23 protein-coding genes are annotated in these 23082 nt (G+C 77.7%); 14 read left to right on the forward strand and 9 right to left on the reverse strand.

From position 1 onward, the window contains the following. Positions 1-29: 29 nt before the first annotated feature. The 10 genes from ACPCUX_RS17130 to ACPCUX_RS17175 all read left to right on the forward strand — a co-directional run bounded on the left by ACPCUX_RS17130 (position 30) and on the right by ACPCUX_RS17175 (position 10200). Entirely contained in the window at positions 30-989 is a 960-nt protein-coding gene (locus tag ACPCUX_RS17130; RefSeq protein ID WP_423389236.1) for a hypothetical protein, read from the forward strand. Continuing rightward, the gene (locus ACPCUX_RS17135; protein ID WP_423389237.1) at positions 986-1756 is read left to right on the forward strand and encodes an acyl-CoA dehydrogenase family protein; all 771 of its coding nucleotides are present in this window, start codon (positions 986-988) and stop codon (positions 1754-1756) included. Before ACPCUX_RS17130 ends, ACPCUX_RS17135 begins: the two co-directional genes overlap by 4 nt. Then, on the forward strand, positions 1753-2991 hold the full coding sequence (locus tag ACPCUX_RS17140; protein ID WP_423389238.1) for an acyl-CoA dehydrogenase family protein: 1239 nt from the start codon (positions 1753-1755) through the stop codon (positions 2989-2991). The genes ACPCUX_RS17135 and ACPCUX_RS17140 overlap by 4 nt, the downstream gene beginning before the upstream one ends. Then, positions 2975-4462: an MATE family efflux transporter gene (locus ACPCUX_RS17145; RefSeq protein ID WP_415297611.1), complete on the forward strand. Its 1488-nt coding sequence runs from the start codon at positions 2975-2977 to the stop codon at positions 4460-4462. Before ACPCUX_RS17140 ends, ACPCUX_RS17145 begins: the two co-directional genes overlap by 17 nt. Further along, entirely contained in the window at positions 4459-6543 is a 2085-nt protein-coding gene (locus tag ACPCUX_RS17150; RefSeq protein WP_423389239.1) for a hypothetical protein, read from the forward strand. Before ACPCUX_RS17145 ends, ACPCUX_RS17150 begins: the two co-directional genes overlap by 4 nt. Next, entirely contained in the window at positions 6540-7238 is a 699-nt protein-coding gene (locus tag ACPCUX_RS17155) for an HAD-IA family hydrolase (RefSeq protein WP_396049727.1), read from the forward strand. Before ACPCUX_RS17150 ends, ACPCUX_RS17155 begins: the two co-directional genes overlap by 4 nt. After that, positions 7235-7933: a 4'-phosphopantetheinyl transferase family protein gene (locus tag ACPCUX_RS17160; protein WP_051028342.1), complete on the forward strand. Its 699-nt coding sequence runs from the start codon at positions 7235-7237 to the stop codon at positions 7931-7933. Before ACPCUX_RS17155 ends, ACPCUX_RS17160 begins: the two co-directional genes overlap by 4 nt. Beyond that, a complete protein-coding gene (locus ACPCUX_RS17165; protein ID WP_423389240.1) occupies positions 7930-9396 on the forward strand; it encodes a hypothetical protein in 1467 nt (488 codons plus the stop codon). The genes ACPCUX_RS17160 and ACPCUX_RS17165 overlap by 4 nt, the downstream gene beginning before the upstream one ends. 147 nt (positions 9397-9543) lie before the next feature. Further along, on the forward strand, positions 9544-9807 hold the full coding sequence (locus ACPCUX_RS17170) for a GlsB/YeaQ/YmgE family stress response membrane protein (RefSeq protein ID WP_009863124.1): 264 nt from the start codon (positions 9544-9546) through the stop codon (positions 9805-9807). Positions 9808-9852: 45 nt separating this feature from the next. Further along, the gene (locus tag ACPCUX_RS17175; protein WP_170963661.1) at positions 9853-10200 is read left to right on the forward strand and encodes an STAS domain-containing protein; all 348 of its coding nucleotides are present in this window, start codon (positions 9853-9855) and stop codon (positions 10198-10200) included. A 24-nt stretch (positions 10201-10224) separates the two neighbouring features. Here the strand turns inward: ACPCUX_RS17175 and ACPCUX_RS17180 are convergent, their stop codons facing one another. Next, positions 10225-11139 carry a LysR family transcriptional regulator ArgP gene (locus ACPCUX_RS17180; RefSeq protein WP_423389241.1) on the reverse strand — a complete coding sequence of 305 codons (915 nt, stop codon included), beginning with the start codon at positions 11137-11139 and terminating at the stop codon, positions 10225-10227. 68 nt (positions 11140-11207) lie between these two features. On the opposite strand from ACPCUX_RS17180, the gene ACPCUX_RS17185 reads away from it, so the two are divergent. After that, positions 11208-11861 (forward strand): LysE/ArgO family amino acid transporter, encoded by a 654-nt coding sequence (locus ACPCUX_RS17185; protein WP_423389242.1) that lies wholly within the window; start codon positions 11208-11210, stop codon positions 11859-11861. A 62-nt stretch (positions 11862-11923) separates the two neighbouring features. Here the strand turns inward: ACPCUX_RS17185 and ACPCUX_RS17190 are convergent, their stop codons facing one another. After that, positions 11924-12310 carry a hypothetical protein gene (locus ACPCUX_RS17190; RefSeq protein ID WP_144723503.1) on the reverse strand — a complete coding sequence of 129 codons (387 nt, stop codon included), beginning with the start codon at positions 12308-12310 and terminating at the stop codon, positions 11924-11926. 156 nt (positions 12311-12466) lie between these two features. Continuing rightward, entirely contained in the window at positions 12467-13201 is a 735-nt protein-coding gene (locus ACPCUX_RS17195; RefSeq protein ID WP_423389243.1) for an aminoglycoside phosphotransferase family protein, read from the reverse strand. Positions 13202-13306: 105 nt separating this feature from the next. Here ACPCUX_RS17195 and ACPCUX_RS17200 point away from each other — a divergent pair, with 105 nt between their 5' ends. Further along, positions 13307-15055, forward strand: a complete 1749-nt coding sequence (locus ACPCUX_RS17200; protein ID WP_423389244.1) for a SpoIIE family protein phosphatase — start codon at positions 13307-13309, stop codon at positions 15053-15055. A gap of 19 nt (positions 15056-15074) precedes the next feature. Here ACPCUX_RS17200 and ACPCUX_RS17205 read toward each other — a convergent pair whose 3' ends face one another. Both ACPCUX_RS17205 and ACPCUX_RS17210 read right to left on the reverse strand, forming a co-directional pair. After that, the gene (locus ACPCUX_RS17205; protein ID WP_423389245.1) at positions 15075-15563 is read right to left on the reverse strand and encodes a hypothetical protein; all 489 of its coding nucleotides are present in this window, start codon (positions 15561-15563) and stop codon (positions 15075-15077) included. Positions 15564-15925: 362 nt separating this feature from the next. Beyond that, the gene (locus tag ACPCUX_RS17210) at positions 15926-16783 is read right to left on the reverse strand and encodes an MBL fold metallo-hydrolase (protein ID WP_051028345.1); all 858 of its coding nucleotides are present in this window, start codon (positions 16781-16783) and stop codon (positions 15926-15928) included. Between the two features lie 55 nt (positions 16784-16838). Here ACPCUX_RS17210 and ACPCUX_RS17215 point away from each other — a divergent pair, with 55 nt between their 5' ends. Next, positions 16839-17357 carry a VanZ family protein gene (locus tag ACPCUX_RS17215; RefSeq protein ID WP_423389246.1) on the forward strand — a complete coding sequence of 173 codons (519 nt, stop codon included), beginning with the start codon at positions 16839-16841 and terminating at the stop codon, positions 17355-17357. A gap of 160 nt (positions 17358-17517) precedes the next feature. After that, positions 17518-18489 carry a LacI family DNA-binding transcriptional regulator gene (locus tag ACPCUX_RS17220; RefSeq protein ID WP_423389247.1) on the forward strand — a complete coding sequence of 324 codons (972 nt, stop codon included), beginning with the start codon at positions 17518-17520 and terminating at the stop codon, positions 18487-18489. 38 nt (positions 18490-18527) lie between these two features. Here ACPCUX_RS17220 and ACPCUX_RS17225 read toward each other — a convergent pair whose 3' ends face one another. The 4 genes from ACPCUX_RS17225 to ACPCUX_RS17240 all read right to left on the reverse strand — a co-directional run bounded on the left by ACPCUX_RS17225 (position 18528) and on the right by ACPCUX_RS17240 (position 23043). Next, complete coding sequence (locus ACPCUX_RS17225; RefSeq protein WP_423389248.1) at positions 18528-19274, reverse strand: glycosyltransferase; 747 nt, start codon at positions 19272-19274, stop codon at positions 18528-18530. Then, the gene (locus ACPCUX_RS17230; protein ID WP_423389249.1) at positions 19271-20680 is read right to left on the reverse strand and encodes a PIG-L family deacetylase; all 1410 of its coding nucleotides are present in this window, start codon (positions 20678-20680) and stop codon (positions 19271-19273) included. The genes ACPCUX_RS17225 and ACPCUX_RS17230 overlap by 4 nt, the downstream gene beginning before the upstream one ends. Next, positions 20677-21768, reverse strand: a complete 1092-nt coding sequence (locus tag ACPCUX_RS17235; protein ID WP_423389250.1) for an acyl-CoA dehydrogenase family protein — start codon at positions 21766-21768, stop codon at positions 20677-20679. The genes ACPCUX_RS17230 and ACPCUX_RS17235 overlap by 4 nt, the downstream gene beginning before the upstream one ends. Before the next feature lie 102 nt (positions 21769-21870). Next, positions 21871-23043, reverse strand: coding sequence for a YihY/virulence factor BrkB family protein (locus ACPCUX_RS17240; protein ID WP_423389251.1), 1173 nt, complete (start codon positions 23041-23043; stop codon positions 21871-21873). Positions 23044-23082 lie beyond the last annotated feature (39 nt).

Here is a 23082-nt window from a genome sequence, read left to right on the forward strand (position 1 = left end):
GCAGCGGTGCGGGGCCCGGAGCCTCGCCGGTGTCGGATCCGCGCGAGGACGCGCTGCGGGTGCGGGCCGTCGTGGACGTGCCGGTCGACGACCTCGCGCCCGTCGGGGACGGGACGCGGCGGTCGGTCGCGGAGGACCTGCGGTACGTCTACGGCGAGGACCAGCCGACGGACTGGCTCGAGGACGGGCCGGGCCGCGACTACCCGACGATGATCCGCGCGGCGCGCGCGGCGCTCGACGGGCGCGGCCTGCTCGACGACGTGCGCCTCGTCGTGCTCGTCGTGACGACGCCCGACCTCCAGCACGAACGGCTCCTCGGCGGGTTCGTCGCGGACCTGTTCGACGGCGGCCCGTCCACCTTCTGCGTCACGGAGCAGGGGCTCGCGGGCCCGTTCACCGCGCTGCGGCTCGCGGGCGAGCTGCTCGCCGACGGCGGGCCGGGTGTCGGGTCGCTCGGCGGACCGGGAGGCGGGCCGGGCGGCGGGCCGGACGGTGCCGGGCCAGCAGGGACGGCCGTCGTGCTCGTCCTCGAGCAGTGCACGCTCCCGCCCACCGCGACGCGCGTCCCGGCGCGGGACCGCGTGGTGGCGGTCGTCGTCGCGCGCGACGGCGCGGGTCGGCCCGTCGAGAACCTGTCGGTCGCGCGCGCCCCGCGGGGTCCGCGACCCGCGGGCCCCACCACGCCGGCGGGTTCGTCCGACGCACCCCGCGGGGCGGGCCCGGACGTCCGGCGCGTCGTCCTCGGTGTCGACGTGGACCCGGCCGACGTGCCCCTGCTCGACGGCGACGTCGTGCGGCACGCCGACCCCGGGGCTGCGGCGACGGGCGTCTGGGAGGTGCTCGCTGACGACGACGCCCCGGACGCGCCCGTCGTGCTGCACGAGCGGTGCGTCGAGCTCGGCTACCGCTGCTCGCTCGCCCTCGGTCCGCGGTCGGCCGCGACGGCCCCGGAGGCCGGCGGCCGCGCCCGCGAGGCGGTGCTCGCATGAGCGCGGGGGTCGTCTCGCGGGACGCGGGCACGGTGAGCGCCGGCGTCGCGGCGCCGGGCGCTGCGGGGGGTGCTGCGACCTCGGTGGCCGGGGCCGCCCGGGTCACCAGGATCGCCGGGGTGCGCGACGTCGCGCGCGAGCAGGGCGCGGTCGCGGCGCTCGTCGCGCTCGCCGCGGTGCTGCCGGTCGCGGCGCTGCCGGGGGAGTGCGTCCTGCTGCCCGACGACGTCGCCCCGCCGCCCGGGTCGGTGCTGCTGGGCGAGGTGGTGACGGACGCGGGCCCGCTGCTCGCCTGGCGCGCGGCGGCGTCCGGGCCGGTGGACGACCGGCGCGGCCGCGCCGCGGACGCCGCGTGGCGCGTCGGGGTCGCGTGGGCGCGGACGGGCCTGTGCGAACGGCTGGCCGACCGTGCGGTCGACCGGCTGCGCGGCCGGAGCATCGGCGGCACGGCGACGGTGAACCTGCCGCCGGTCCGCCTCGTCCTCGCGGACGCGGCGCTCGCGCACCTGGAGGCGCAGGCGCTGCTGGCGCGCGTGACCGCGGAGCCCGGGGAGCAGGCCGACGACGGGCCGGTGCCCGCCACGACGCTCGCGCGCGTCACCGCGGTGCTCGACCGCACGTCGCGCGCCGTCCACAACCTGTTCGGCGCCTCGGGGTTCGTCGACGGCGACGCGGCCCGGCTGGCCCGCACGATCGACCTGCTCGGCCACGCGAGCGGGACGCTGCCGACCGGGGCGACCCGCGGCGGGGAAGGGCAGGACGCATGACCACGGTCGACCTCCTGGCGCTGCGGGACCACCTGCGCCCCGTGGCCGTCGCGCTCCGCGAGCGCGCGCTCGCGGTCGACGCCGACCCGGGCGCGCTGCACGCGCTCCTCGACGCCGGCGTGCTCCCGTACCGGCAGCTCGGCGGCTTCCCGCCCGGCTATCTCGACGACCCGCCGCGCGTGCGGGGCGTGCCCGTGCTCGTGCGGACGTGCGTCGAGCGCGCCGTCGTCGCGGAGACGCTCGCGTGGGGCGACGCGTCCGTCGTCGTCGGGGCGCCGGGACCGTCGATGTCCGGGGTCGTGGTGGACGACCTCGCGGACGACGAGCAGCGCGACCGCTTCTACCGGCACGTCGCGCAGCCGCGCACCTGGACGTTCTTCGGGCTCACCGAGCCCGACCGCGGCTCGGACGCCGCCGCGCTCGAGACCGCGGTGGTCGCAGCAGGCGCGCCCACGGGCGGCGCGACGGCGGACGGCGCGATCGAGGACGGTGCGACCGAGGGCGGCGCAGCCGCGGACGACGGGAGCCCGGGCGCCGTCCTGCGCGGCCACAAGAAGTACGTCGGCAACGTCGCCCGGGCCAGCCTCGGCGTCGTGTTCGCGCGGCACCGCCCCGGCCCGCTCGGGGTCGGGGTCTACCTCGTCGACACCGCGCGCCCGGGGTTCGACGCCGCGCCGCTCGTGACGACGGGCATGCGGGCCGTGCAGCTCGGCGAGGTCCGGTTCCGCGACGTGCCGCTCCGCCCGGAGGACAGCCTGGGCCGGCACCTCTCGCCGTCGCGCCGCGGGCTCCTCGGCGCGGTCCGCACGTTCAACCGGCTCCGCCCCGTCGTCGCGGCGCTGGCCGTGGGCGTCACGCAGGCGGCCCTCGACTACGTGCGGGCCGAGCGGTCGTCGTTCCGGGCCGACGAGCGCCGGCTGCTCGAGACCTTCGACGACCGTCTCCACACGGCCCGGGCCCTCGTGCTCGAGGCGGCGCGCGGCGCCGACGCCGACCCGGCGGACGGGACGCTGCCCGCGGCGGCGAAGGCCACGGCGCTGGACCTCGCGGAGGAGGTCACGCGCACGGTGCCCGCGCTGCTCGGCCCCGGCGCGCGGTGGGAGCACCCGTACCTCGACAAGCTCGTCCGCGACGTGCCCGGCCTCGAGATGATGGAGGGCACGCGGACCGTCCAGCGGCTCACGCTCGCCCAGGGCTGGCTGCAGGGCAGGGCACGGCATGTCGAGCTCGTCTAGGGAGGCGGGAACGGCACCGGCCCTGCCCGTCCCCGGGCTCGAACCTGACGCCGCGCTTCCGGGCGGGTCGGGGCTGCCGGGCGCGTCGGCGCCGTCGGTCGCGGAGCTGCGCCGGCGCGTCCTGCGGCTCGCGGGCCCGATCTGCGCCGCGCTCGTCGTCGGGGCGCTCGCGCAGCTCGTCGTCGCGGCGCTCCTCGGCCACATGGGCGACGACGCCCTGTACGTGCGCTCGCTGTTCATCCCCGTGACGTTCCTCGTCCTCGCCGTCCAGGAGGGTCTCGACGTCTCGACGCAGGTCGGGTTCGCGCGCCTGCGTGGCGCGCGCGGCCGGGACGACGTGCCGTCGTCCGCGACGGCGGCGCTCCTGGGGCGGTTCGTCGCCGCGGGCGGTGCGGTGCTCGGCGCCGTGGCTCTTCTCGTCGTCCTCGCCGCCCCGGCGCTCGCGACCGTGCTCTCCGTGCCGGGCCCGCTCGTCGCGGAGTTCGTGGCGTTCGCGCGCTGGACGGTGCTCGCGAGCGTCCTGTCCGTGCCGACGGCGGTGGCGGCCGCCGCGCTGCGCGGCTGGGGCCGCACGGGCGCGTCGGCGACCGTGGCGCTGCTCGTCGCGGGGCTCCAGGTGCTCGTCGTGTGGCTCGTCGGGCTGGTCGGCGGGTTCGGCGTCCTCGCCGTCCCGGTCGCGATCGCCGGGTCGACCCTCGTCGGCGCGGGCGTCGCGTGGGCCCTCCTCGTGCGCGCACGCCTCCTCCCGCCCCCGGGACGACGGATGCGCGGCGCCGCGCGACCGGGCGCGGCGGACCACCGGGGCGTCGACGTGCGCGCGCTCCTCCTCGGCGTCGGCCTGCCGGTCGGTCTGTCCTACCTCCTGCTCACCGTGACGAACCTCGTCATGGTGTGGGTGCTCGGGCCCTCGGGGACCGACGTCGTCGCCGGGTTCGGCGGCGCCGCGACGGTCCAGACGCTCGTCGTCGTGCCGGCCATCGGCCTCGCGGCCGCGGTGAGCATCGTCATGAACCAGCAGTGGGGCGCAGGTGCGCTCGGCCTCCTGCCGCGCACGTTCCGGGCCGGGACGGTCGTGGTCGCGGGGACGTACGTCGTCGTGGGCGCCCTCGTGCTCGCGGCGGCGCCCCTGCTCGCGGGGCAGCTCTCCGCCGACCCGGAGGTCGCCGCGCAGGCGGCGCTGTACCTGCGGGTCGTCGGGCCGTCGTACGCGGGCGTGGGCCTCGTGCTGTACCTCGTGACGCTGCTCGAACAGCTCGGGTACGGGCGCGTCGCCGTGACGCTCAACGTGCTCTACCACGCGGTGTCGCTCGGGGTCGGCGGGGCGCTCGCGCGGGCGGGCGGCGGGCCGACCGCGCTGTACGCGACGATCGCGGTGGCGAACGTCGTCGGGCTGACCGTCCTGCTCCCCGTCGCGGTGCGTCTCGTGCGACGACGCGCGGGCGGCGGCAGAGCGCGGCAGGTCGCGCCGTGACGGCCGGGCCCGCGGTCGCGCGCGCCGGGGAGCCCGGGCCGGGGCGGGTGACCGCCGCGCGGGGCGAGGTCCGCGACCCGGTGCTGAGCGTCGTCGTCATGCACCACCCGGCGCGGGGCGACGTGTCCGCCCTCGTGCGCGCGTGCGCCCCGCTGGACGTCCGCGTCGTGGAGGACCCCGACCCGGACGGTCCGCCCAGCCCGCTGCGCACCGCGAAGCGCGCCTGGGCCGCCGTCGCGCCCGGCGCGACGCACCACCTCGTGCTCCAGGACGACGTCGCGCCCGTCGCGGGCTTCGCCGAGCTCGTCCGGCGCGCGGTGCGGGCCCGGCCGCGGCACGCCGTCGCGCTGTACTCGAACTGGAACAGCCCGCGCAACGCCTACCTCGTGCGCGCCGCCGCGGCCGCGGGCCAGGCCTGGGCGCCGCTCGGCCACGACGAGTGGGTGCCGACGCTCGGCCTCGTGCTCCCCGCCGACGGCGCCCGACGGCTCGCCGCGCACCTCGCGACCCTGCCCGACGACGCGCGCGACGACGACGAGGCCGTCGTGACGTTCTGCGCGCGCGAGCGGTACCCGGTCGTCGCGACGCTGCCGCACCTGCTCGAGCACGGCGACGGCCCCAGCCTCGCGGGCAACGACGCGCACGGCGCCCGGCACGCCACCGTCCCGGCGGACGACGTCGTCGACCCGGACGCGTGGGACCGGCCCGGGCCGGAGCGCACGCCGGCGCGCGTCCCGGCGACCCTGCGGCCGGTCGCCGTCACGCTCGAACGGTCGCGCTGCACGCTGCGCGTGCTGCGCCCCACGGCGGGCGAGCCGCTCGAGCACCCGTTCGGGTGGGCCTGGGACGCCTGGGCGGGGTGGCTCGGCGTCCACCCGGCGGCGGTCGCGCACGACGTCGCGGCGCTCGCCGCAGGGGTCTGCCCGCGGCTGGGGGGCGTCGCGCCCGCCGCGCTCGTCGAGCTCGGCGCGGCGTGCTGGCTGCTCGGGTCCGACGTCGCGCGGACCGCCTGGCCACCGCCCGCCGGCCCCGGGACGACGGCGCACCGGGCGGCCGCGGTGCGGACGTGGGTGCTCTCGGGGCTGCTCCCCGCCGACCGCCCCGAGAGCCGCGTCGACGAGCTCGTCGCGTTCGGTCTCGACGCGCTCGCCGCGGGCGCGACCTGGGCGGCCACGGCGCGGGACGCCACGGCGGGCGGCGCGTCCCCCGCGGGGCCCGCCCGGCCCGGCCCCGGCGCGCGCGGAGACCGGCCCGACCCGGCCGCACGCGACGACCGTCGCTGCCCGGCCGCTGGCGACGACCGGCCCGATCCGGCCGCTCGCGACGACAGTCCCGGCCCGACCGCTCACGACGACCGTCGCGACCCCGCCGCTCGCGACGACCGGCTCGACCCGGCCGCGCTCGACGCGGTGCTGCTCCTGGCCGAGCGGGACGCGGCCGTCGTCTGCCGCGCGGCCGGTCCCGCGGTGCCGGTGCGGGTCGTCGTGCACGACTGCGCGTCGTGCGGTGCGCAGGCCGCGGACGCCGTCGCCGACCACGCCGCGCACGGCGACCTCGACGGCGCGGCCGAGCACCTCGTGGCGGACGAGCAGGACGTCGTGGACGAGCACGGCGTCGTGGCCGAGCACGGCGTAGCGGCGACCGCCGTCGGGTCGGACGAGACCGTGTCCTCCGCGGGCGACGGGACGGGCCGCCCTCACCCGGCGCCTGGCGGCCCCGACCCCGTGCACGGCGACGGGCGGACCAAGGACGCCCGGGCGACGGTGGAGGTCCTCGCGTGCGAGCGGCTGGAGGTGCGGGGGTTCCTCGGCCTCGTGCCGGGCGGACGGCACGTCTCGCGCGGGCTGTGGGCGGCACGCCGCGCGTCGGCCGCGGGCGGGGAGCGGCTCGACGCCGCCGACCTCCTCGTGGCGCTCGCGGACGAGGCGCCCGGCCTGCCCGTCGTGGCCCGCGCGGTGGGCGAGCCGCTCGGCCGCCCGTGCCGCGCGCCGCTCGGCCTCCAGCACGCGACGGGCGCCGCGCAGGAGTACGCCGACCGGTACGCCGCGGCGCGGTCCGCGCGCGCGGCGGAGCTGCTGTGAGCGGCGGCCCTGCGGGCGTGTGGCGGTGGCGCGGCGACGCGCTGCTGCTCGACCTCGACGGCACGCTCGTCGACTCGTCCGCCGCGATCGAGCGCCACACGCTCGCGTGGGCCGCCCGCCTCGGGCTCGACGGCGAGGCCGTCGTCGCCGCGTCGCACGGGCGGCGCGACGTCGAGGTCGTCCGCCTCGTCGCGCCGGGCGCCGACGTCGCGCGCGAGGTCGCGTGGCTGCACCGCCTCTCGTGCGACGACACCGAGGGCGTCGTCGCCGTGCCGGGCGCGGCCGAGCTGCTCGCGGGGCTGGACGCCCGCACGTGGACGGTCGTGACGTCGGCGGCGCGCGAGGTCGCGCTCGCGCGCCTCACCGCGGCGGGGCTGCCGGTGCCGGGGCCCCTCGTGTGCTCGGAGGACGTGACGCGCGGGAAGCCCGACCCCGAGGGCTTCCGCGCCGGGGCCCGGCTGCTCGGCGTCGACCCGCGGCGGTGCCTCGTGCTGGAGGACTCGGCGGCGGGCGTCGCGGCGGGTCGCGGGGCGACGGCGGCCGTGCTCGCCGTCGGGCCCGAGCCCGTGCCGGGGGCGCACCACCGCGTGCCGGACCTGCGGCCGGTGACGGCACGACCCCTGTGCGGCGGGCTGGAGGTCCTCGTGCGGGCCGACCGCCCCCTGCGCGTCGCGAGCCTGGAGGTCGTGGCATGAGCGGAGTCCTCGACGTCGAGGCCTGGTACGTCGACACGACGGTCCCCGTGCTCGGCGGCGACACCCTGCTGGGCGCGGCGGAGCGGGCGCGGTCCCGGCGGTTCGCGGTGGCCGTCGACGCCTCCCGGTACGTGCACGCCCACGTCGCCGCCCGCGCGATCCTCGCGCGGCGCGCGGGCCTGGCACCCGCGGACGTCGGGTGGGAGGTGGGGCCGCACGGGAAGCCGGGGCCCGTCGTCGGGCAGCGGTGGAACCTCAGCCGGAGCGGGGGGCACGCGCTCGTCGCGCTCGCGGCCGACGACGTGGGCGTCGACGTGCAGGTGCGCGACCCCCGCGTGGACGTCGCCCGCGTCGCGGCGCGCTACCTCGCCCCCGCGGCCCGGACCGCGGGAGCCGCCGACGACTGGCGTCGCCTCGCGCGCCTGGAGGCGTGCGCCAAGGCGGTCGGCGGGCGCCTGCTCGACGTGCTCGGCCTCGACGTCGCGGCCCCGGGGCTCGTGCGGGCCGACGACGGCGCGTGGCGCGGGCAGGAGTGGTGGGTGTCCGACGTGCCGGCCCCGGACGGAGCCGTCGCCGCGTGCGCGACGCCGGGCGCGCGCCCGCACGTGTGCCGCGTCCGGACCTGGCCGGGGGAGCAGCGCGACCGCCCGGTCCGCGTGCCGCGACCGGTCGCCGCTGGGGAGGGGGCCCGATGAGGGTCGTGCACCGGGTCGAGGTCCGCGGGAGCGCGGGCGAGGGGCCCGCCACGTGGGGGCAGACCGCCATCCGGCGGGCCCTGGCGGCGCTCGCGCCGCAGGACCACCAGTTCAACCTCGTGTGGGGCGGTCCGCTCGACCGACCGCTGCCCACCGCCGCGGCGGTCGAGGTGGTGCGGGCGCTCGTCGAGCGCCACGACTCCCTGCGGACGCGGATCCACGTGCGGGGCGACGGCTTCGCCCAGGAGCTCTGCGGCGTCGGGACGGTCGAGGTGGTCGAGGAGCGCGTCGACGACCTCGCCGCCGTCGCCGTGCGCGGCGCGCGCATGCGTCACGAGCTCTGGGGCCGCAGGTTCGACTACGCGACGGACCTGCCCGTGCGCGCCGGTCTCGTGACCGTCGACGGCGCGGTGCACCACACCGTGCTCGTCGTCGCGCACACGGCCCTCGACGGCTGGGGCCTGCCCGTGCTCGACGCCGACCTCACGGCCCTCGCCGCGGGGAGCGCCCCGCCGGAGCGGGCCGCGTGGACGCCGCTCGACGAGGCGGCCTGGCAGACGTCGCACGACGGCCGCCGGCACGACGCCGCCGCCCGAGCACGCACCCTGCGCACGATGCGGGCGGCGCCCGTCGTCGTCTTCCCGCGAGGGAGCGCCGACGGCGAGGGCCCGGACAGCGGGAGCGCCGTCCGCGAGGGCAGAGGAGACGAAGGCACGGAGGACGGAGGCGCGGGAGGCGCGGTGGCCGCCGCGCGGCCGCGGTACCGGCAGACCGTCCTGCGCTCGCTCCGCCTCGGGCCCGCCGCGGAACGCGTGGCCGCCCGGTGGCGCACGAGCACGTCCGGGGTGCTGCTCGCGGCGTCGTGCCGGGCGCTGGCCACCGCCGCGGGCCGGGACGACCTCGCGCTCCAGGTCATGGTGAGCAACCGGTTCCGGCCGACGCTCGCGGACGCCGTCGTGACGACGGCGATGGAGGGGCTGCTCCACGTCGACGGCCTCGACGCCCCGTTCGAGGAGGTCGGGCCGCGCGTCTGGCGGGCCGCGATGACTGCGTACCGCTCGGCGTACTACGACAAGGACCTGCTCCGACGCGAGGCCGCCGCCGACCCGACGACCGCGCACGACGGGACCTGCTGGTACAACGACCGGCGCGGCACCGGGCCCGACCGGACGCTGCGCGCACGACCCACGCGGTCGCGGCGGCTGGCGCGCGCCGACGCGTCCGACGAGCAGGGCGGCGTCACGCTCACGCTGCACCTCGTGGACGCGCCGGACGGCGGCGTCGACGTCGTGCTCACGGCGGACGCGGCGCGCCTCGACGACGCGACCGCGGCGTCCGTGGTGCGGGACGTCGAGCGCACGGTCCTGGCGGCGTCCCGGGCCCCGACCCCGTCGTCGCCTCGACGCGCCCCTCGACCTGCCGCCCCCCGCGCCCCTCGGCCTGCCGCCCCGCGCGCCCCCTGACCGGGGCAGCGAGGGTCACACCCGCGCGTCGGGCGGTGTGACGTCCGCAACGGGGTGCGGGTGAGACGGCGCCAGCGCGTGCGAGGAGTCCCGGACCCTGGGAGTGTTCACGTCCGCAAGGGAAACCGACATATCGGAGGAGTACTCATGGGTTGGATCGCGTACATCGTCCTCGGCCTCGTGGCCGGTCTCATCGCCCGTGCCGTCCTGCCGGGCAAGCAGACCGGTTCGGTGATCATCACGATCCTGCTGGGCATCCTGGGCGCGCTGCTCGGTGGGTGGCTCGGCTCGGTGTTCTTCGGGACCTCGCTGGGCGACCTGGGCGACTTCCGCACCTGGCTCCTCGCCATCCTGGGTTCGCTCATCACCCTCGGCGTGTACGGTGCGGTCACCCGGAACAACCGGGGCTGACCGTGCGCACGGCGCACCGTCGGTGACGTCGGGGACGGGAGCGTCGTGGGGAGCACTGGCACCGGGGGAGTCCGCGTCGAGGACGGCGGCCGTCGCTGGGTGATGTGGGGCCAGATCGACTTCGCGGTCACCCACGACGTCAAGGCACGGCTCGCCGCCACGATCGACGGCCGACCCAAGACGGTCGACCTCTCGGCCGTGACGTTCATGGACTCGTCGGGGCTGCACCTGCTCCTCATGAAGGTGACCGAGGAGTCGCGACCGCGACTCCTCGGCGTCCCGCCCCAGGTGCTCGAGATCCTGGAGTTCAGCCACGCCCTCGACCTCGTCGAGATCGTCGGCCCCGACGAGGTGCCCCCGCCCGACGAACCGGCCGGTGCGCTGGCCGGCTGACCGACGCCCGCGGCGCGCGACGTGCTATCCCAGCGCGTCGCGCGCCGCGCGTGCGACCGCTGTCGCGAGCCGGTCGAGCGAGGCGGAGTGCAGCCGCCACTGCTGCCAGTGCTGCGGCACCTCCGTCGCCCGCTCGTCGTCGAAGCCGACGAGGCGCCCGGCCCGCTCGGCCCGGGCGCTCTGCAGGTCGGGCAGCATCGCCCACCCCATGCCGAGCTCGACGGCCCGGCGGAACTCGTGCGACGCCGGGACGTAGTGGCGCGGCGGGTCGAGCGCGGTGCCCGCCTCCTCCGCCCGCAGCCGCAGGTAGCGCTCCTGGAGGTCGTCCTTGCGGTCGAACGCGAGGACGGGCGCCCGGGAGAGCGCGGCGGCCGTCGGGCCGTCGGGGAACCAGCGCTCGACGAACGCCGGGCTCGCGCACGGCCGGTAGCGCATCCGGCCCAGGAGGGTCGACCGGCAGCCCGGCACCGCGTCCGCCACCGACGTGACCGCGGCGACCGCCGTCCCGTCGCGCAGGAGACGGATCGAGTGCTCCTCGTCCTCGCGGAGCACCTCCAGCCGTGCCCACCGCGCCGCCTCGGCGAGCGCGGGCAGCGCCCACGTCGTCAGGGCGTCCCCGGAGACGACGAGCGTGATCTCGGGCAGCGCGGCCGGGTCGCCCGCGTCCTGCCCGTCCCGCCCGATGCCCAGCTCGGCGAGCACGTCCGCCTGCTGGAGCGCGAGGTGGCGTGCGTGCCGCACGAGCACGCGCCCGGGCGGCGTCAGCGCCGCAGGCTTGCCCCGCCGCACCAGCACCTGCCCGACGGCGGACTCCAGCGCGCGCATGCGCTGGCTCACCGCCGACGGCGTGACGCCGAGCCGGCGCGCCGCGGCGTCGAACGTGCCGGTCGCGGCGATCGCCTCGAGCGCGCGGAGCTGGTCCGGCTGCAGGTCCACCATGAGCGAATCTTACGGTTCTGGAGAATCTGTCGCTGTACTTCACCGAGCGGCGTCCCTACCGTCCAGGGGTGCTCGCCCTCCTCGCGCCCCTTGCCGCCGGCCTCGCCGCCGGGCTGTCCCTCATCGTCGCGATCGGCGCGCAGAACGCGTTCGTGCTGCGCCAGGGGCTGCGGCGCGAGCACGTGCTGCCCGTCGTCCTCGTGTGCGCGCTCTCGGACCTCGTGCTCATCGCGGCCGGGACGGCCGGCCTCGGCGCGCTCGTCACGGGTGCGCCCGTGCTCCTCACCGTCGTGCGCTGGGGTGGCGCCGCGTTCCTCCTGACGCTCGCGGCGCTCGCCGCCCGGCGGGCGCTGCGCCCCGGAGGGCTCGACCCGGCGTCGGGCGCGGGGGCGACGTCGGCGCGGTCGGCCGTGGGCACGTCGCTGGCCCTCACGTGGCTCAACCCGCACGTGTACCTCGACACGGTCCTGCTGCTGGGGTCGCTCGCCGCGGGCTACGCCGCCGCCCACGCGGGAGGGGCGGGGGCCGGAGGCGCCGACACCGCCCGGTGGCTGTTCGGCACCGGGGCGATGGTGGCGAGCGTCGTCTGGTTCACCGCGCTCGGCTTCGGCGCGCGGCTGCTCGCGCCGGTCTTCGCCCGGCCCGGGGCGTGGCGCGTGCTCGACGGCGTGATCGCCGTCGTCATGGCGACGATCGGGGTGTCCCTGCTGCTGGGTGGCTGAGCTGCTGGGAGCAGTTCACCGCGCGGGTCACGCGGGGGGTGCGGGGCGGTGGGGCCGCGGGGTCAGGGCGTCGGGTCGAGCTGGTAGAACGTGCGGATGCGCTGCTGGGTCGCCGGGTCGATGCGGCGCCGAGGGCTCGTCGAGCCGCCGGCGTGCACCGCGATCCACGAGCGCAGGACCGTGGGCTGGACGTCGACGACGCGCGCGAACTCGTCCACGGTGGGCCACGCGGGCTGCGGCGTGCGGACGCGCGGGCCGCTCGCGGCGAGGTGCAGGTCGTCGCCCCAGGCCATGGCCTCGGCGGTCGACGGGAACCCGCCGATGCGGCCTGGCGTCGGGAACGGCTTCTCGAGGCACCACTCCGTGCCGCGCGCGACGATGCGGTAGACGCCCTCGGGCGCGCGCGCCTCGTACACGTCCGGTCCGGTGTTCCCCCAGTTCAGCCCCATGGGCCACATCTTCAGCGGAAAGCGCTGTCAGCGGAAGGGACCTTCGTCAACTTCACCCGCTCTCGCTACTGGACGCTTGTCCAGTTCGCATCTAGCGTGAGGGACAGCCGGTGCCGCATCTCTGCCCCCTGCTGGTGCGGCACCGGCAACCACCCCTCACCCCCGCGGCAGGCGCTCGACGGCCCGCCGGTAGAGCGCGGCGTGCTCCCGCAGGTCGTCGCGGCCCGTCGTCCGGGCACGCTCCTCGGTCCAGTCCGCGAGGTCGAGCAGGCGCTCGCGCATCGTGCGGAGCGCGACGGCGGCCCCCGGCGCCGCGTCCGGCCCGTAGGCCTCCAGCAGGTGCGCCAGCCGTTCCTCGGGCCGGGCGTCCGCGGGAGCGGGCATGTCCTCGCACCACCCGCACATCCGGTAGGCCAGGTAGGCGAGGTCCCACGCGCGCGGCCCGGGCGCCGCCATGTCGACGTCGATGAACCCGACGACCCGCTCGCCGTCGTGCACCATGTTGTACGGCGCGACGTCGTTGAGGCACACGACCTCCGCGGGCTCGCGCACCGGCGAGCGCCACACGGCACCCGGGGGAGCGAAGCCGACCGAGGCGTCGTGCACCGTCCGCAGCATCCCCGCCGCCTGCTCGCGTGCCGCGGCCGTCCACACCCAGTCCGGGACCGGCCAGCCGCCCGTCTCGCCGGGGATCCAGCCGAGCACCTCGCGGCCGCGCTCGTCGAGCCCCAGCGGGGCGGGCACGAACGAGACGCCCTGGGCACGCACCCACGCCAGCAGCGCCTGGACGGTCGGGGTCCACGGGCCCGCCGAGCGCCGCACGGTGTCCCCGCGCCGCACGACGTCGTTCACGTTGCCGCCGGTGAGCTCCTGCTCCGTGGTGTCGTCCATGGCCCCGATCCTGCGCGGTGCGCGCAGCGTGGAACAGCGATTAACGGCCCGTCTCAGCACGCCCCACGCGCCGTCCCGAGGCCCGGAGCCCTCTACGATGCGGAGGTGAACGCGGACGCGAGCTGGTTTGACGAGGCGACGTCGGGCAGCGACGTCGGTCGCCTCGCTCGCGAGGTCGTGTGGGCGGACACCCCGCTGGGAGAGCCCGCGACCTGGCCGGTCGCCCTCCGCCACGCGGTGCGGCTGTGCTTCTCCACCCGGTTCCCCGCGATGATCGTGTGGGGCCCGGAGCTGACGCTCCTCTACAACGACGGGTACCGGGACATGCTCGGCACCGACAAGCACCCGAGCGCGCTCGGCGCGCCGGTCCGTGCGGTGTGGCCGGAGATCTGGGACGACATCGGGCCGCTGTTCGACGCCGTGCTCACCGAGGGCCGCGCGACGTGGAGCGAGGACATGCCCCTCGTCATGCACCGGTCGGGCTTCGACGAGGAGACCTACTTCACCTTCTCCTACAGCCCGCTGCGCGACGACGAGGGCCGGATCGCCGGCGTCCTCGACATCGCGACGGAGACGACGCGCGAGGTCGTGAACCAGCGCCGTCTGCTCACGCTCGGCGAGCTGCACGCCGTCCTGCCGACGACGGCCGGCAGCCTGGGCGCGTTCGCCCGACCGGTGGTCGAGGTGCTCGCCCGCAGCGCCGACGTCGCGCGCGTCGCGTTCTACGCCATCGACGGCCCGCGCCCCCGCGTGCTCCTGGAGGCGGGCCACGCGGCCGACGGCACGGAGGCCGAGGCCGTCGGGCGCACCCTCGCGACCGGTCAGCGCGAGGTCGCGCGGGGCCGCGTCGTCAAGCCCCTGCGGGACGCGAGCCCGCGGGGTGCTGCGGGCGTCCTGGTCCTCCAGGCGGCGACCGGCCGCCCGTGGGACGACGACTACGCGCGCTACCTCACGGGTCTCGCCACGACCATCGGTGCGGCGCTGCGCGACGCCGCGCGGATGCGGACGACCCTGGACGAGCTGCGCCGTCGGGCCGAGCGGTCGGAGGAGGAGACGGCGCGCGCCCGCGAGCTCGCGCTCGTGCTCCAGCAGGCCGTGCTCACCGAGCCGCCGCAGCCCGAGGACCTCGAGGTCGCGGTGCACTACCAGCCCGCGACCCACGACCGCGACATCGGCGGCGACTGGTACGACGCGTTCGTGGCGTCCGACGGCGTGACGACCCTCGTCATCGGGGACGTCGTCGGGCACGACCTCGGCGCCGCCGCGACGATGGGCCAGCTCCGCGGCCTGGTGCGCGCCATCGGCTACGACAGCGGCGCGACCCCGGCCCGCCTGCTCGAGCGCGTGGACGCCGCGATCGACGGCCTCGCCCTGGGGATCAACGCCGTGGCGACCGCCGTCGTCGCCCGCATCGAGCAGAGCGACGACGAGCGCTCCCGCGGCGTGCGGACCGTCCGCTGGTCCAGCGCGGGCCACCTGCCCCCGGTCGTCGTCCGCGCGGACGGCGCGGTCGAGGTGCTCACCGTGCGCAACGACCTCCCGCTCGGGCTGCGGCCGGGCGCGGGCCGGCGCGACCACACCGTCGAGCTCGGCACCGACGACACCCTCGTCCTGTACACGGACGGGCTCGTGGAGCGCCGCGGGCACAGCATCCGGGACGACGTCGCGGCGCTCGCCGACGCGCTGCGGGGCCTCGCGGGCGCGAGCCTGGACGACGTGGTGCGGACGGCGCTCTCCCAGGTCCTCCCCGGCGACGCCGAGGACGACGTCGCGCTCGTCGCGCTCCGCACCGGTCCGCAGGCGGCGGTCGTGCGGCGCGACGTCCCGGGCACCCCGGTGGCCGTCTCGGCGTGAGTCCCACCGGGCGCCGGCGTCAGGGCGCGACGTCCACGAGCGCGGACGGCGGTGCAGCGCACCCGATCGTCGGGTCGACCTCGCACACCGTGGGGGCGTGCCGGAGGCTCACCGAGACCTGGGCCTCGCCGGAGGGCACGTCGTCGGGGACCGGGAACGTGCCGTCCGCGGCACCGCCGTCACCGGGCTCGAGGGTCCCGAGGGACGCGCTGTACCGGCTGGTGGCGGGATCGCTCGCGGGTCCCCGGACCGTGATCAGCACCTCGTAGCGTGCCCGGTCCGGCAGGTCGTGCTCGCACCCCGTGCCCCCGCTGCTGCTCGGCACCTCGACACGCAGGTCGTCGCCCGGAGCGACGCGCTGCGGCGTCACCAGCGGGTCGTCGGGCTGGCAGTACGCCGTCGGCTCGCCGGTCCCGAGAGCGCAGCCGGACGCCACGGCCATGACGACGGCCAGCCCGCAGAGCGCCCTGCGGGCGACCTGTCCACGACCCGGGGAGGACGCCGACACGGCCGCGGGTCGATCCGGCGCCACGGCTTCTCGTCGCGCCGGGCGCCCGTCCCGGCGGCGCAGCGGCGGCAGACGGACGTGACGGCGTCGGCGTCCCGCCCGGTCGCGGGCTGGACGTCGGCCCACGTCACGTGGGGGAACCGCACGAGACCCTGGCGGCTGAGCTGGAGGCGGCACACCGTCGCGTTGGTGCCGCGCTCCCACGCGTGGACCTCGCCTGCGGGCATGCGGACGCCGTCCGGGTCGACCCACGTCCCCGTCGCCGCCACCGCGGCCCCTGAGACACGCCTCGGCATCGTCGTCACCTCCGCTCCCATCCTCGGCCGGGCCGCGCGCGGTCGCAGCCCTGGTGGGGGGTGGGGTCAGGTGAGGTGGTCGAAGTCGCCGCGGACCCACGCGGCGTGCCGCTGCGCGGAGCGGAGCACGACCGCGCGGGCGTCGGCGGGGATCACGCCCTCGAAGTTGTTGTAGAGCCGCTCGAACGGGCGCCGCGCCACGCGCTCGGCGACGCGCAGCACGACGGCCGCCGAGAGCGGGATGCGGTTGGGGTAGGACCGCATGAAGCTCACCGACGTGCGGTCGGGGTTGGCGAAGATCGTGTCGCCGGAGAGCAGCACGCCCCGACCGTCGGCGCCGGCGGCCCAGTGCACGACGGCGCTCCCGGGGAAGTGGCCGCCCGGCTGCGAGAGCACGACGCCCGGCAGCACCTCGCGCTCGCCGGTCCAGGTCTCGACGACCGGGTCGGGTCGCGCGACCCAGTGCGCGTCCGCCTCGGCGACGAGCACGGGGACGTCGCCGAGCGCACGGCTCCACTCGACCTGGACGCCGAACATGTGGGGGTGGCTCGCGGCGATCGCGACGACCGGGCCGAGCGCGCGCACCTGCTCGACGGCGGCGTCGTCCACGTAGCCTGGCGGGTCCCACAGCAGGGTGCCTGCCGGGGTGCGCACGACCTTGGCCTGCTGCCCGATGCCGACGCTCGGCTCGCTCGTCAGGCCGAACAGGTCGGGCTCGAGCTCCTCCAGCACGAGGCGCTCGCCCGCCGCGGCGAGCTCGGCGAGCGTGGTCCACGCCTGGCCCGTGGGGGGCACCCACTGGCGCTCGTCGGCGCAGATCGCGCACACCGCGGGGCGCTCGGCGTGCTCGACGGCGCACGTGCGGCAGATCCACCAGCCCGCGTCCGGGGTCGGGGCGGGCGAGGGCGCGGGCGTCGTCGTCATGGCACAGGTCTACCGTGCCCCGCCGACACGCGTCTCCTGACAGACTGTCGCCCCCATGATCTCCACGCTCCTCGTCGCGCACCCCTGGATGTCGCCGCTCGCGCTCGCGGCCCTCGTCGTCGTCGGCCCGTTCCTGGGTTCGTGGCTCGTCGGGCGCCGTCGGCTCACCGGCGCGCTGCTCGCCCTGTCCCTCGTGCCGCTGCTCCTGCTGACGCTCGTCCCGGTCGACCGCGAGCTGTACGCCGTCTGCACGGTGGGCTGGGTGCTGCCGACGCCGGCCCGGGTCGAGCTGTTCGCGAACGTCGTGCTGTTCGTGCCGCCTGTTCTTCTCGCGGCGCTGCTGCTCCGCCGGCCGCTCGTCGCGCTGCTGGGCGGGGTCGTCGCGTCGGCGCTCGTCGAGGCGTTCCAGGCGCTCGTCCCGGCGCTGGGCCGGTCGTGCGACACGAACGACTGGCTCTCCAACTCGATCGGTGCGCTCGTCGGTGCGGGGATCGCCGTCGTCGCGCTGGGTCTCGCCGCGCGGCGGGCGCGCGCGACGGACGACGACCGCGTGCCCGCGACCCGCGCGTCCTGACGGCCGCGGCCGAGCGCCCGGTCGGGCCTGGGCGCCCGCGCGCAGGACCTGAGGACGGACACGGTGTGGGAACGCTTCCACGGAGCGTGCTCCCCGGGTTAGCGTGGTGGTCCGGGCGCGTCGCCCGTCACCGCCGACAGGACCACGCCGGGAGTACGCCATGCCGACCACCACGCTCGACGACGTCGCGGCCGCCGCGCGCGTGTCGCGGTCGACGGCGTCGCGCGTCGTGCGCGGGACGGGCCCCGTCTCGGACGAGGCGCGCCGCGCCGTGCTCGCCGCGGTCGACGAGCTGGGCTACGTGCCGCACCCGGGAGCACGTGCGCTCGCGAGCGGTCGGGGCGAGCGCGTCGTGGTCGCGGTCGGGTCGCCGTCGGCGGACCTGCTCGCCGACCCCTACGTCGCGCGCGTCGTCGCGGCGGCGAGCCGCACCGCGGACACCCAGGGCGTCGGGGTCGCCCTGCGCTGGCTCGGCCGCGACCCGCGGGAGGAGCTGCGTCGCCTCGCGCGCGACCCCGGCGTGGGCGGCGTGCTGCTCGTCGACTACTCGGCGGACGTGCTCGCGAGCGTCCCGCGCGAGCTCGTCCCGCGCGTCGCGGCGATCGGCCCCGCGGACGGCCGCGTCCCCTCGTACGACGTCGATGCCGCCGCCGGGATCGCCGCGCTCGTCGTGCACGTGCTCGCGGACGGACGGCGCGACGTCGTCATGCTCACGGGACCGGGCTGGCTGCCCGGGTCGCGGCGTGCCGTCGAGGCCTACGAGAGCGTGGTCCGGGCGGCGGGGCGCCCGACGCGCGTCGTCGCGGCCGACCTCTCGTGGCTCGCCGGCGCGGAGGCCGCGCGCGAGGCGCGACTGCGCTGGCCCGGCGTCGACGCGCTCGTCGCGATGAGCGACACCCTCGCCGTGGGCGCGATGCGCGCGCTCGCGGAGGACGGCGTCCGCGTGCCCGACGACGTCGCCGTCACCGGGTTCGACGACCAGCCGTTCGCGGAGCAGGCCGGTCCCGGCCTGACGACGGCCACGCACCCGGTGGAGCGCATCGCGGCCGCCGCGACCGCGGCCCTGCTCGGGCGGCGGCACGACGACGAGCGGACGTTCCCGTCCGTCGTCGTGCGGCGCACGAGCGCCTGACCCGCCGTCGGGACTGCGCTCGCCGGGAGGGTGGCGCCTCAGGCGGGGAGGTCGTGCGCGAGCAGGTCCTCGCGCAGGTGCCGGGCGTACCCGCCGGGCGTGCGTCCGACGAGGCGCGCCGACGTCAGGACCTCCCCGGCCGCGTCGGCGACGACGCGCGCCCCCGCGGCCCGCGCGCGCTCCACGAGCCCCACGTCCTCGTGCTCCGCGACGGGCGCGAACCCGCCCGCGGCGTCGTGCGCCGTGAGGCGGATCCCCAGGTTCGCGCCGTGCACGTGCCCGTTGGCCGTGCCCGGCCGGTGCGTGGCGAGCCACGCGCGCGCCCGGTCCGGCGAGAGGGCGGCCAGCTCGGGGCGGACCGTGCCGACCACGACGTCCGCGCCGGCGTCCGCGAGGTCGAGCTGACGCGTCAGCCAGTGGTCGGGCACCGCGGAGTCCGCGTCGGTGCACGCGAGCCACGTGCGCGCCGCGGCGCCGTCCCGGCGCACCTGCAGGTCGGCCACGCCGGCGCGCACCCCCGCCCGACGAGCGCGCCCGACGTTGCCGTACGCGACCTCCACCACGCGCACGCTCGCGGCCCGGGCGACGCGCGCGCTCCCGTCCGTGCAGCCGTCGAGCACGACGACGACCGCGACCCGCACGTCCGGCCGGTCCCGCGCGACGACGGCCGTCGTCCGCCCGAGCGCCGCCAGGCAGCGGGGCAGCAGCTCCTCCTCGTCGCGGGCGGGGACGACCACGACGACGCGCTCGACGGCGCCCGCCGACCCGCTCCCCGGGGCGCTCACAGCAGCCCCGTCGCGCGCGCGACCGAGACCGTCGGACGGCGGACGAGCACGTCGAGGACGAAGTCCTCCTCCACGTGGTGCGCGAGCCGGTCGAGCTCCGGGCGGGCGGCGAGACGCGCGTGCACCTCGTCGCCGCCCAGCGGGTACTCGAGGACCTCGTGCCGCCAGTGGCACGCGACGAGCACGCCGTCGGCGGCGAGCGACGCCGTCGCCCGGTCCAGCGCGCGGTCGAGGTCGTCGCGACCGTAGTAGTAGAGGACCTCCGAGAGCACGACGAGGTCGAAGGTGCCGTCGGGCCACTCGCCCGGGGTGTCGAGACGCAGCAGCTCGACCTCCGGCCCGAGGCGGCGCCGCGCCTCCGCCAGCGGAGCCTCGGCGACGTCCACGCCGACCACGAGGTCGCAGCGCGCGGCGAGCTCGGCCGTGAGCACGCCCGTCGAGCACCCGACCTCGAGCGCGGCCCGGAACCGCGGCCGGGGGAGGCTCGCGAGGAGGACGGCCCGCTTGCGCTGCTCGTACCACCGCGTCTCGAACCCCCACGGGTCGCGTCGGCCTGCGTAGAAGCGCTCGAAGAACCCCGCTCCGAGGCTCGCGCCCGGGTCCGCGGGCTCCTTCGCGACCCGGCGGCCCGACGCGTCGACGAGCACCTCGACGTCGCGGTCCGCGTGCCGGAGCATCTCCGGGCCGAGCGTCGCTTCGTCGCCGGGCGCCGCGGACAGCGGCTCGACCTGCGTCACGTGGGCGGCGAGGGCGCGCCGCTTGGCCTCCCTGGCCTCCGCGCCCAGCGGCAGCGCGCGCAGGGTCGGCCACGGCACCGCGTCGTCGCCCGGGTCCGCCCAGTGCCACAGCCACACGGGGTACTCCAGGAGGCGCACGCCGAGGCGGTCGGCGACCCCTGCCGCCACCTCGCCCGCGATGCGGTGGTCGCGGTGCCCGTCGCCGCGCCACGGCGCGCACAGCACGACCGACGACGGCGGCACGCCCTCGCCGCCCGGCCCGGCGAGCACGTCGTCCAGCACGTCGCCGAGCACCCGGGCGAGGTCGTGGCGCTGCTCGCGCAGACCGCCGTCGGGCAGGCCGGGCAGCACGAGCCGGGCCGCAGGGGCCAGGACGCCCACCGCCTCGGCCACCTCCGCGCGGCGGACGGCGCGGAGCCGCTCGGGCGAGATCGTCGCCGAGCCCGCGTGCGACGCCTCGCCGTCCGTCGCGACCACCACGGTGACCGCGGTGCCGCGACCGGCCAGCTCGTGCACGAGCCCCGCCGCGCCGAACGACTCGTCGTCGGGGTGCGCGGCGAGCACCACGAGGTGCGCGACCTCGCCCACGTCGAGGCGTGGGACGTCCAGGATCCCGGCGCGCACCCAGGCGTCCTCCGACGTGCCGGGCTCGCGGTGGTCGAACGTCACCACGCCGTCGTCCCGTGCGCGAGGAGGGCGCGGCCGAGCGACGCGTCGTCGCGCTCCGCGTGGTGCTGGCGCACGTACAGGCCGAGGTCCGCGACGCGTCGCGCGAACCGCTCGTCCGTAGTCAGCGGGCCCGGGCCGAGCGCGTGGGCGCAGCGGCGCTGCACCTCCTCGACGACCTCCGCGACGACCCCGCGGACGCGCCGCGCCAGCAGGGAGGCGTCAGGGCCCTCGATGCCCGCGTCGACGGCGCTCGCGGCCTCCGCGAGGACCGCCCGCCCGGCGGCGAGCGCGCGGTCCGTCGCACCGAGGTGCGCGAGCGCGAGCTGGTCCGGCTCGCGCGCGGCGAGCGCGTCGCGCTGCGTCCGCGCCAGCCCCACCGCGCCGCCCCACCAGCACGCCGCGACGCCGATGCCGCCCCACGCGAACCCCGGCCGCTCCAGGTACCAGCCGGGCGCCCCGACCGGCACGGCCGGGACGTCGTCGAACCGGACCGCGGCGCTCACGACCTGGGCGAGCCCGCGCGCGACCCACGGCCCGTCGGCGGGGACGACGCCCGGCGACCGCAGCCCGACCGCGAACAGCCGCCGACCGGCGTCGGTCCACGCGGTGACGAGCGCGTGCGAGAGATCGGCGGCGAGGGAGCACCACGGCTTCGTGCCCGACAGCACCCACGCGCCGTCGCGCTCGTGCGCCTCCAGCCGGACGCCGGGGCCCTCCGCCGCGTACACGCCCCACGTGCTGTCCGGACCCGCCCCGACGGCGTCGAGCGCGACGGGGACCGGGACCTGCCCGAGGATCGCGAGGGCGTCGAGGTGCGGCTCGACGACGCGCGCGGCGCCCACGTCCGTCGCGGCCAGCGAGGCGAGCGCCCCCCAGAGCTCGGCGGTCCGCCCGTCGCCGGGGAACGGCGCCCGGGCGCCGATCGTCCGCGCGTGGTCGAGGAGGGTCGTGACGTCGGTCCCGGCGGCGTCGATCGCGGCGAGCTCGTCGGGCCCGACGAGCGCGGACCGGTCGGCGAGCGGGGTCGACGGCGGGCCCAGGTACAGCGGGACGAGGCCGGAGGTGGTGGGTCGGGCGAGGTCGGGCATGTCGCGGCTCCCGAGGGTGGAGGACGGGCCTCGTCTCGACCCGCCACGACCGTAACCGCGGGGGCGCCGCCGGGCGCGTCGAGCCCGGCGGCGCCGGCGCGGTCAGTCGCGGCGCGGCGTCGTGCCCGGGCCGGTGCCTTCGTCGTCCGTGCTCGTGCGCCCGGTCCCGGGGGAGTCGGTGTCGGTGTCGCTGTCGGTGTCCGTCGACCGGCCGTTCGACTCGCGGAGGGCGCGCGCCTGCTCGACCGCCTCCTCGCGCTTGGCGGCCTTCTTGTCGCTCGCGCGCGTGTCGCGCGGCGGGAGCTGGATGCGCTCCTCCGCGGGCATGCCGCTCTGCAGCTCACGGCTCCGCTCGACCTCGGCGTCGAGCTCGGCGCCGAGCAGGAGCGCGAGGTTCGTCAGCCAGAGCCACAGGAGGAAGATGATGACGCCCGCGAGGGTGCCGTAGGTCGCGCCGTAGTTGCTCAGCCCGCTGCCGAGGTAGAGGCCGAACGCCGCCGAGGCGGCGACCCAGACGAGGATCGCCAGGATCGCGCCCGGGCTGACCCAGCGGAACTTGGGCTGCTTGATGTTCGGCGTGAGGTGGTAGAGCAGCGCGACGAGGATGACGACGAGCAGGAGCGCGACCGGCCACTTCGCGACCTGCCAGACGGCGATCGCGGTGTCCCCGAGGCCGACGAGCTCGCCCACCTGGCGCGCGATCGGCCCGGACAGGACGAGGCTCCCGACGACCAGGCCCGCGAGCAGCACGGTGATGACGGTGACGCCGAGCATCACGGGGCGCAGCTTCCAGATCGGGCGCCCCTCCTCGATCTCGTAGATCCGGTTCATCGACCGGGAGAAAGCACCCACGTAGCCGGACGCCGACCACAGGGCCAGCACGACACCGATGACGAGCGCGAACCCGGCCTTGTCCGTGTTGGCGGCGTTCTCGACGAGCGGCTTGATCATGTCGAGCGTGGTCTGCGGCACGACGCCCTCGACGCTCTGGAGCACCGACTCGACGGCCTTCTCGCCGTCGCCGACGAGCCCGAGGATCGACACGAGCGCCAGCAACGCGGGCGCCGACGCCAGCACCGCGTAGTACGTCAGCGCGGCGGCCAGGTCGGTGCACTGGTCGTCCATGAACTCGCGCACCGCGCCCTTGACGGCGAAGCCCCACGACGGCTTGCGCAGGTCCGTGGGGGAGTCGGGCTTGTGGTCGGCGTCGGGGGCGGGCCGCGACTCCTCGTCCCGTGCGGTGCCGGACGCGTGGCGTCCGCTGCTGTCGGTCATGGCGGCCTCCTCGGTGGGCGTCGCCTCGGCGCACGACGC

Source organism: Cellulosimicrobium sp. AB352 (assembly GCF_049538415.1).
Lineage (GTDB): Bacteria > Actinomycetota > Actinomycetes > Actinomycetales > Cellulomonadaceae > Cellulosimicrobium > Cellulosimicrobium funkei.

Excerpts from the sequence above, each read along its gene's own strand:
- ACPCUX_RS17135 (WP_423389237.1), top strand. The coding sequence starts at position 986 with ATGAGCGCGGGGGTCGTCTCGCGGGACGCGGGCACGGTGAGCGCCGGC.
- ACPCUX_RS17140 (WP_423389238.1), top strand. The coding sequence starts at position 1,753 with ATGACCACGGTCGACCTCCTGGCGCTGCGGGACCACCTGCGCCCCGTG.
- ACPCUX_RS17145 (WP_415297611.1), top strand. The coding sequence starts at position 2,975 with ATGTCGAGCTCGTCTAGGGAGGCGGGAACGGCACCGGCCCTGCCCGTC.
- ACPCUX_RS17160 (WP_051028342.1), top strand. The coding sequence starts at position 7,235 with ATGAGCGGAGTCCTCGACGTCGAGGCCTGGTACGTCGACACGACGGTC.
- ACPCUX_RS17165 (WP_423389240.1), top strand. The coding sequence starts at position 7,930 with ATGAGGGTCGTGCACCGGGTCGAGGTCCGCGGGAGCGCGGGCGAGGGG.
- ACPCUX_RS17170 (WP_009863124.1), top strand. The coding sequence starts at position 9,544 with ATGGGTTGGATCGCGTACATCGTCCTCGGCCTCGTGGCCGGTCTCATC.
- ACPCUX_RS17180 (WP_423389241.1), bottom strand. The coding sequence starts at position 11,139 with ATGGTGGACCTGCAGCCGGACCAGCTCCGCGCGCTCGAGGCGATCGCC.
- ACPCUX_RS17190 (WP_144723503.1), bottom strand. The coding sequence starts at position 12,310 with ATGGGGCTGAACTGGGGGAACACCGGACCGGACGTGTACGAGGCGCGC.
- ACPCUX_RS17195 (WP_423389243.1), bottom strand. The coding sequence starts at position 13,201 with ATGGACGACACCACGGAGCAGGAGCTCACCGGCGGCAACGTGAACGAC.
- ACPCUX_RS17210 (WP_051028345.1), bottom strand. The coding sequence starts at position 16,783 with ATGACGACGACGCCCGCGCCCTCGCCCGCCCCGACCCCGGACGCGGGC.
- ACPCUX_RS17215 (WP_423389246.1), top strand. The coding sequence starts at position 16,839 with ATGATCTCCACGCTCCTCGTCGCGCACCCCTGGATGTCGCCGCTCGCG.
- ACPCUX_RS17220 (WP_423389247.1), top strand. The coding sequence starts at position 17,518 with ATGCCGACCACCACGCTCGACGACGTCGCGGCCGCCGCGCGCGTGTCG.
- ACPCUX_RS17235 (WP_423389250.1), bottom strand. The coding sequence starts at position 21,768 with ATGCCCGACCTCGCCCGACCCACCACCTCCGGCCTCGTCCCGCTGTAC.
- ACPCUX_RS17240 (WP_423389251.1), bottom strand. The coding sequence starts at position 23,043 with ATGACCGACAGCAGCGGACGCCACGCGTCCGGCACCGCACGGGACGAG.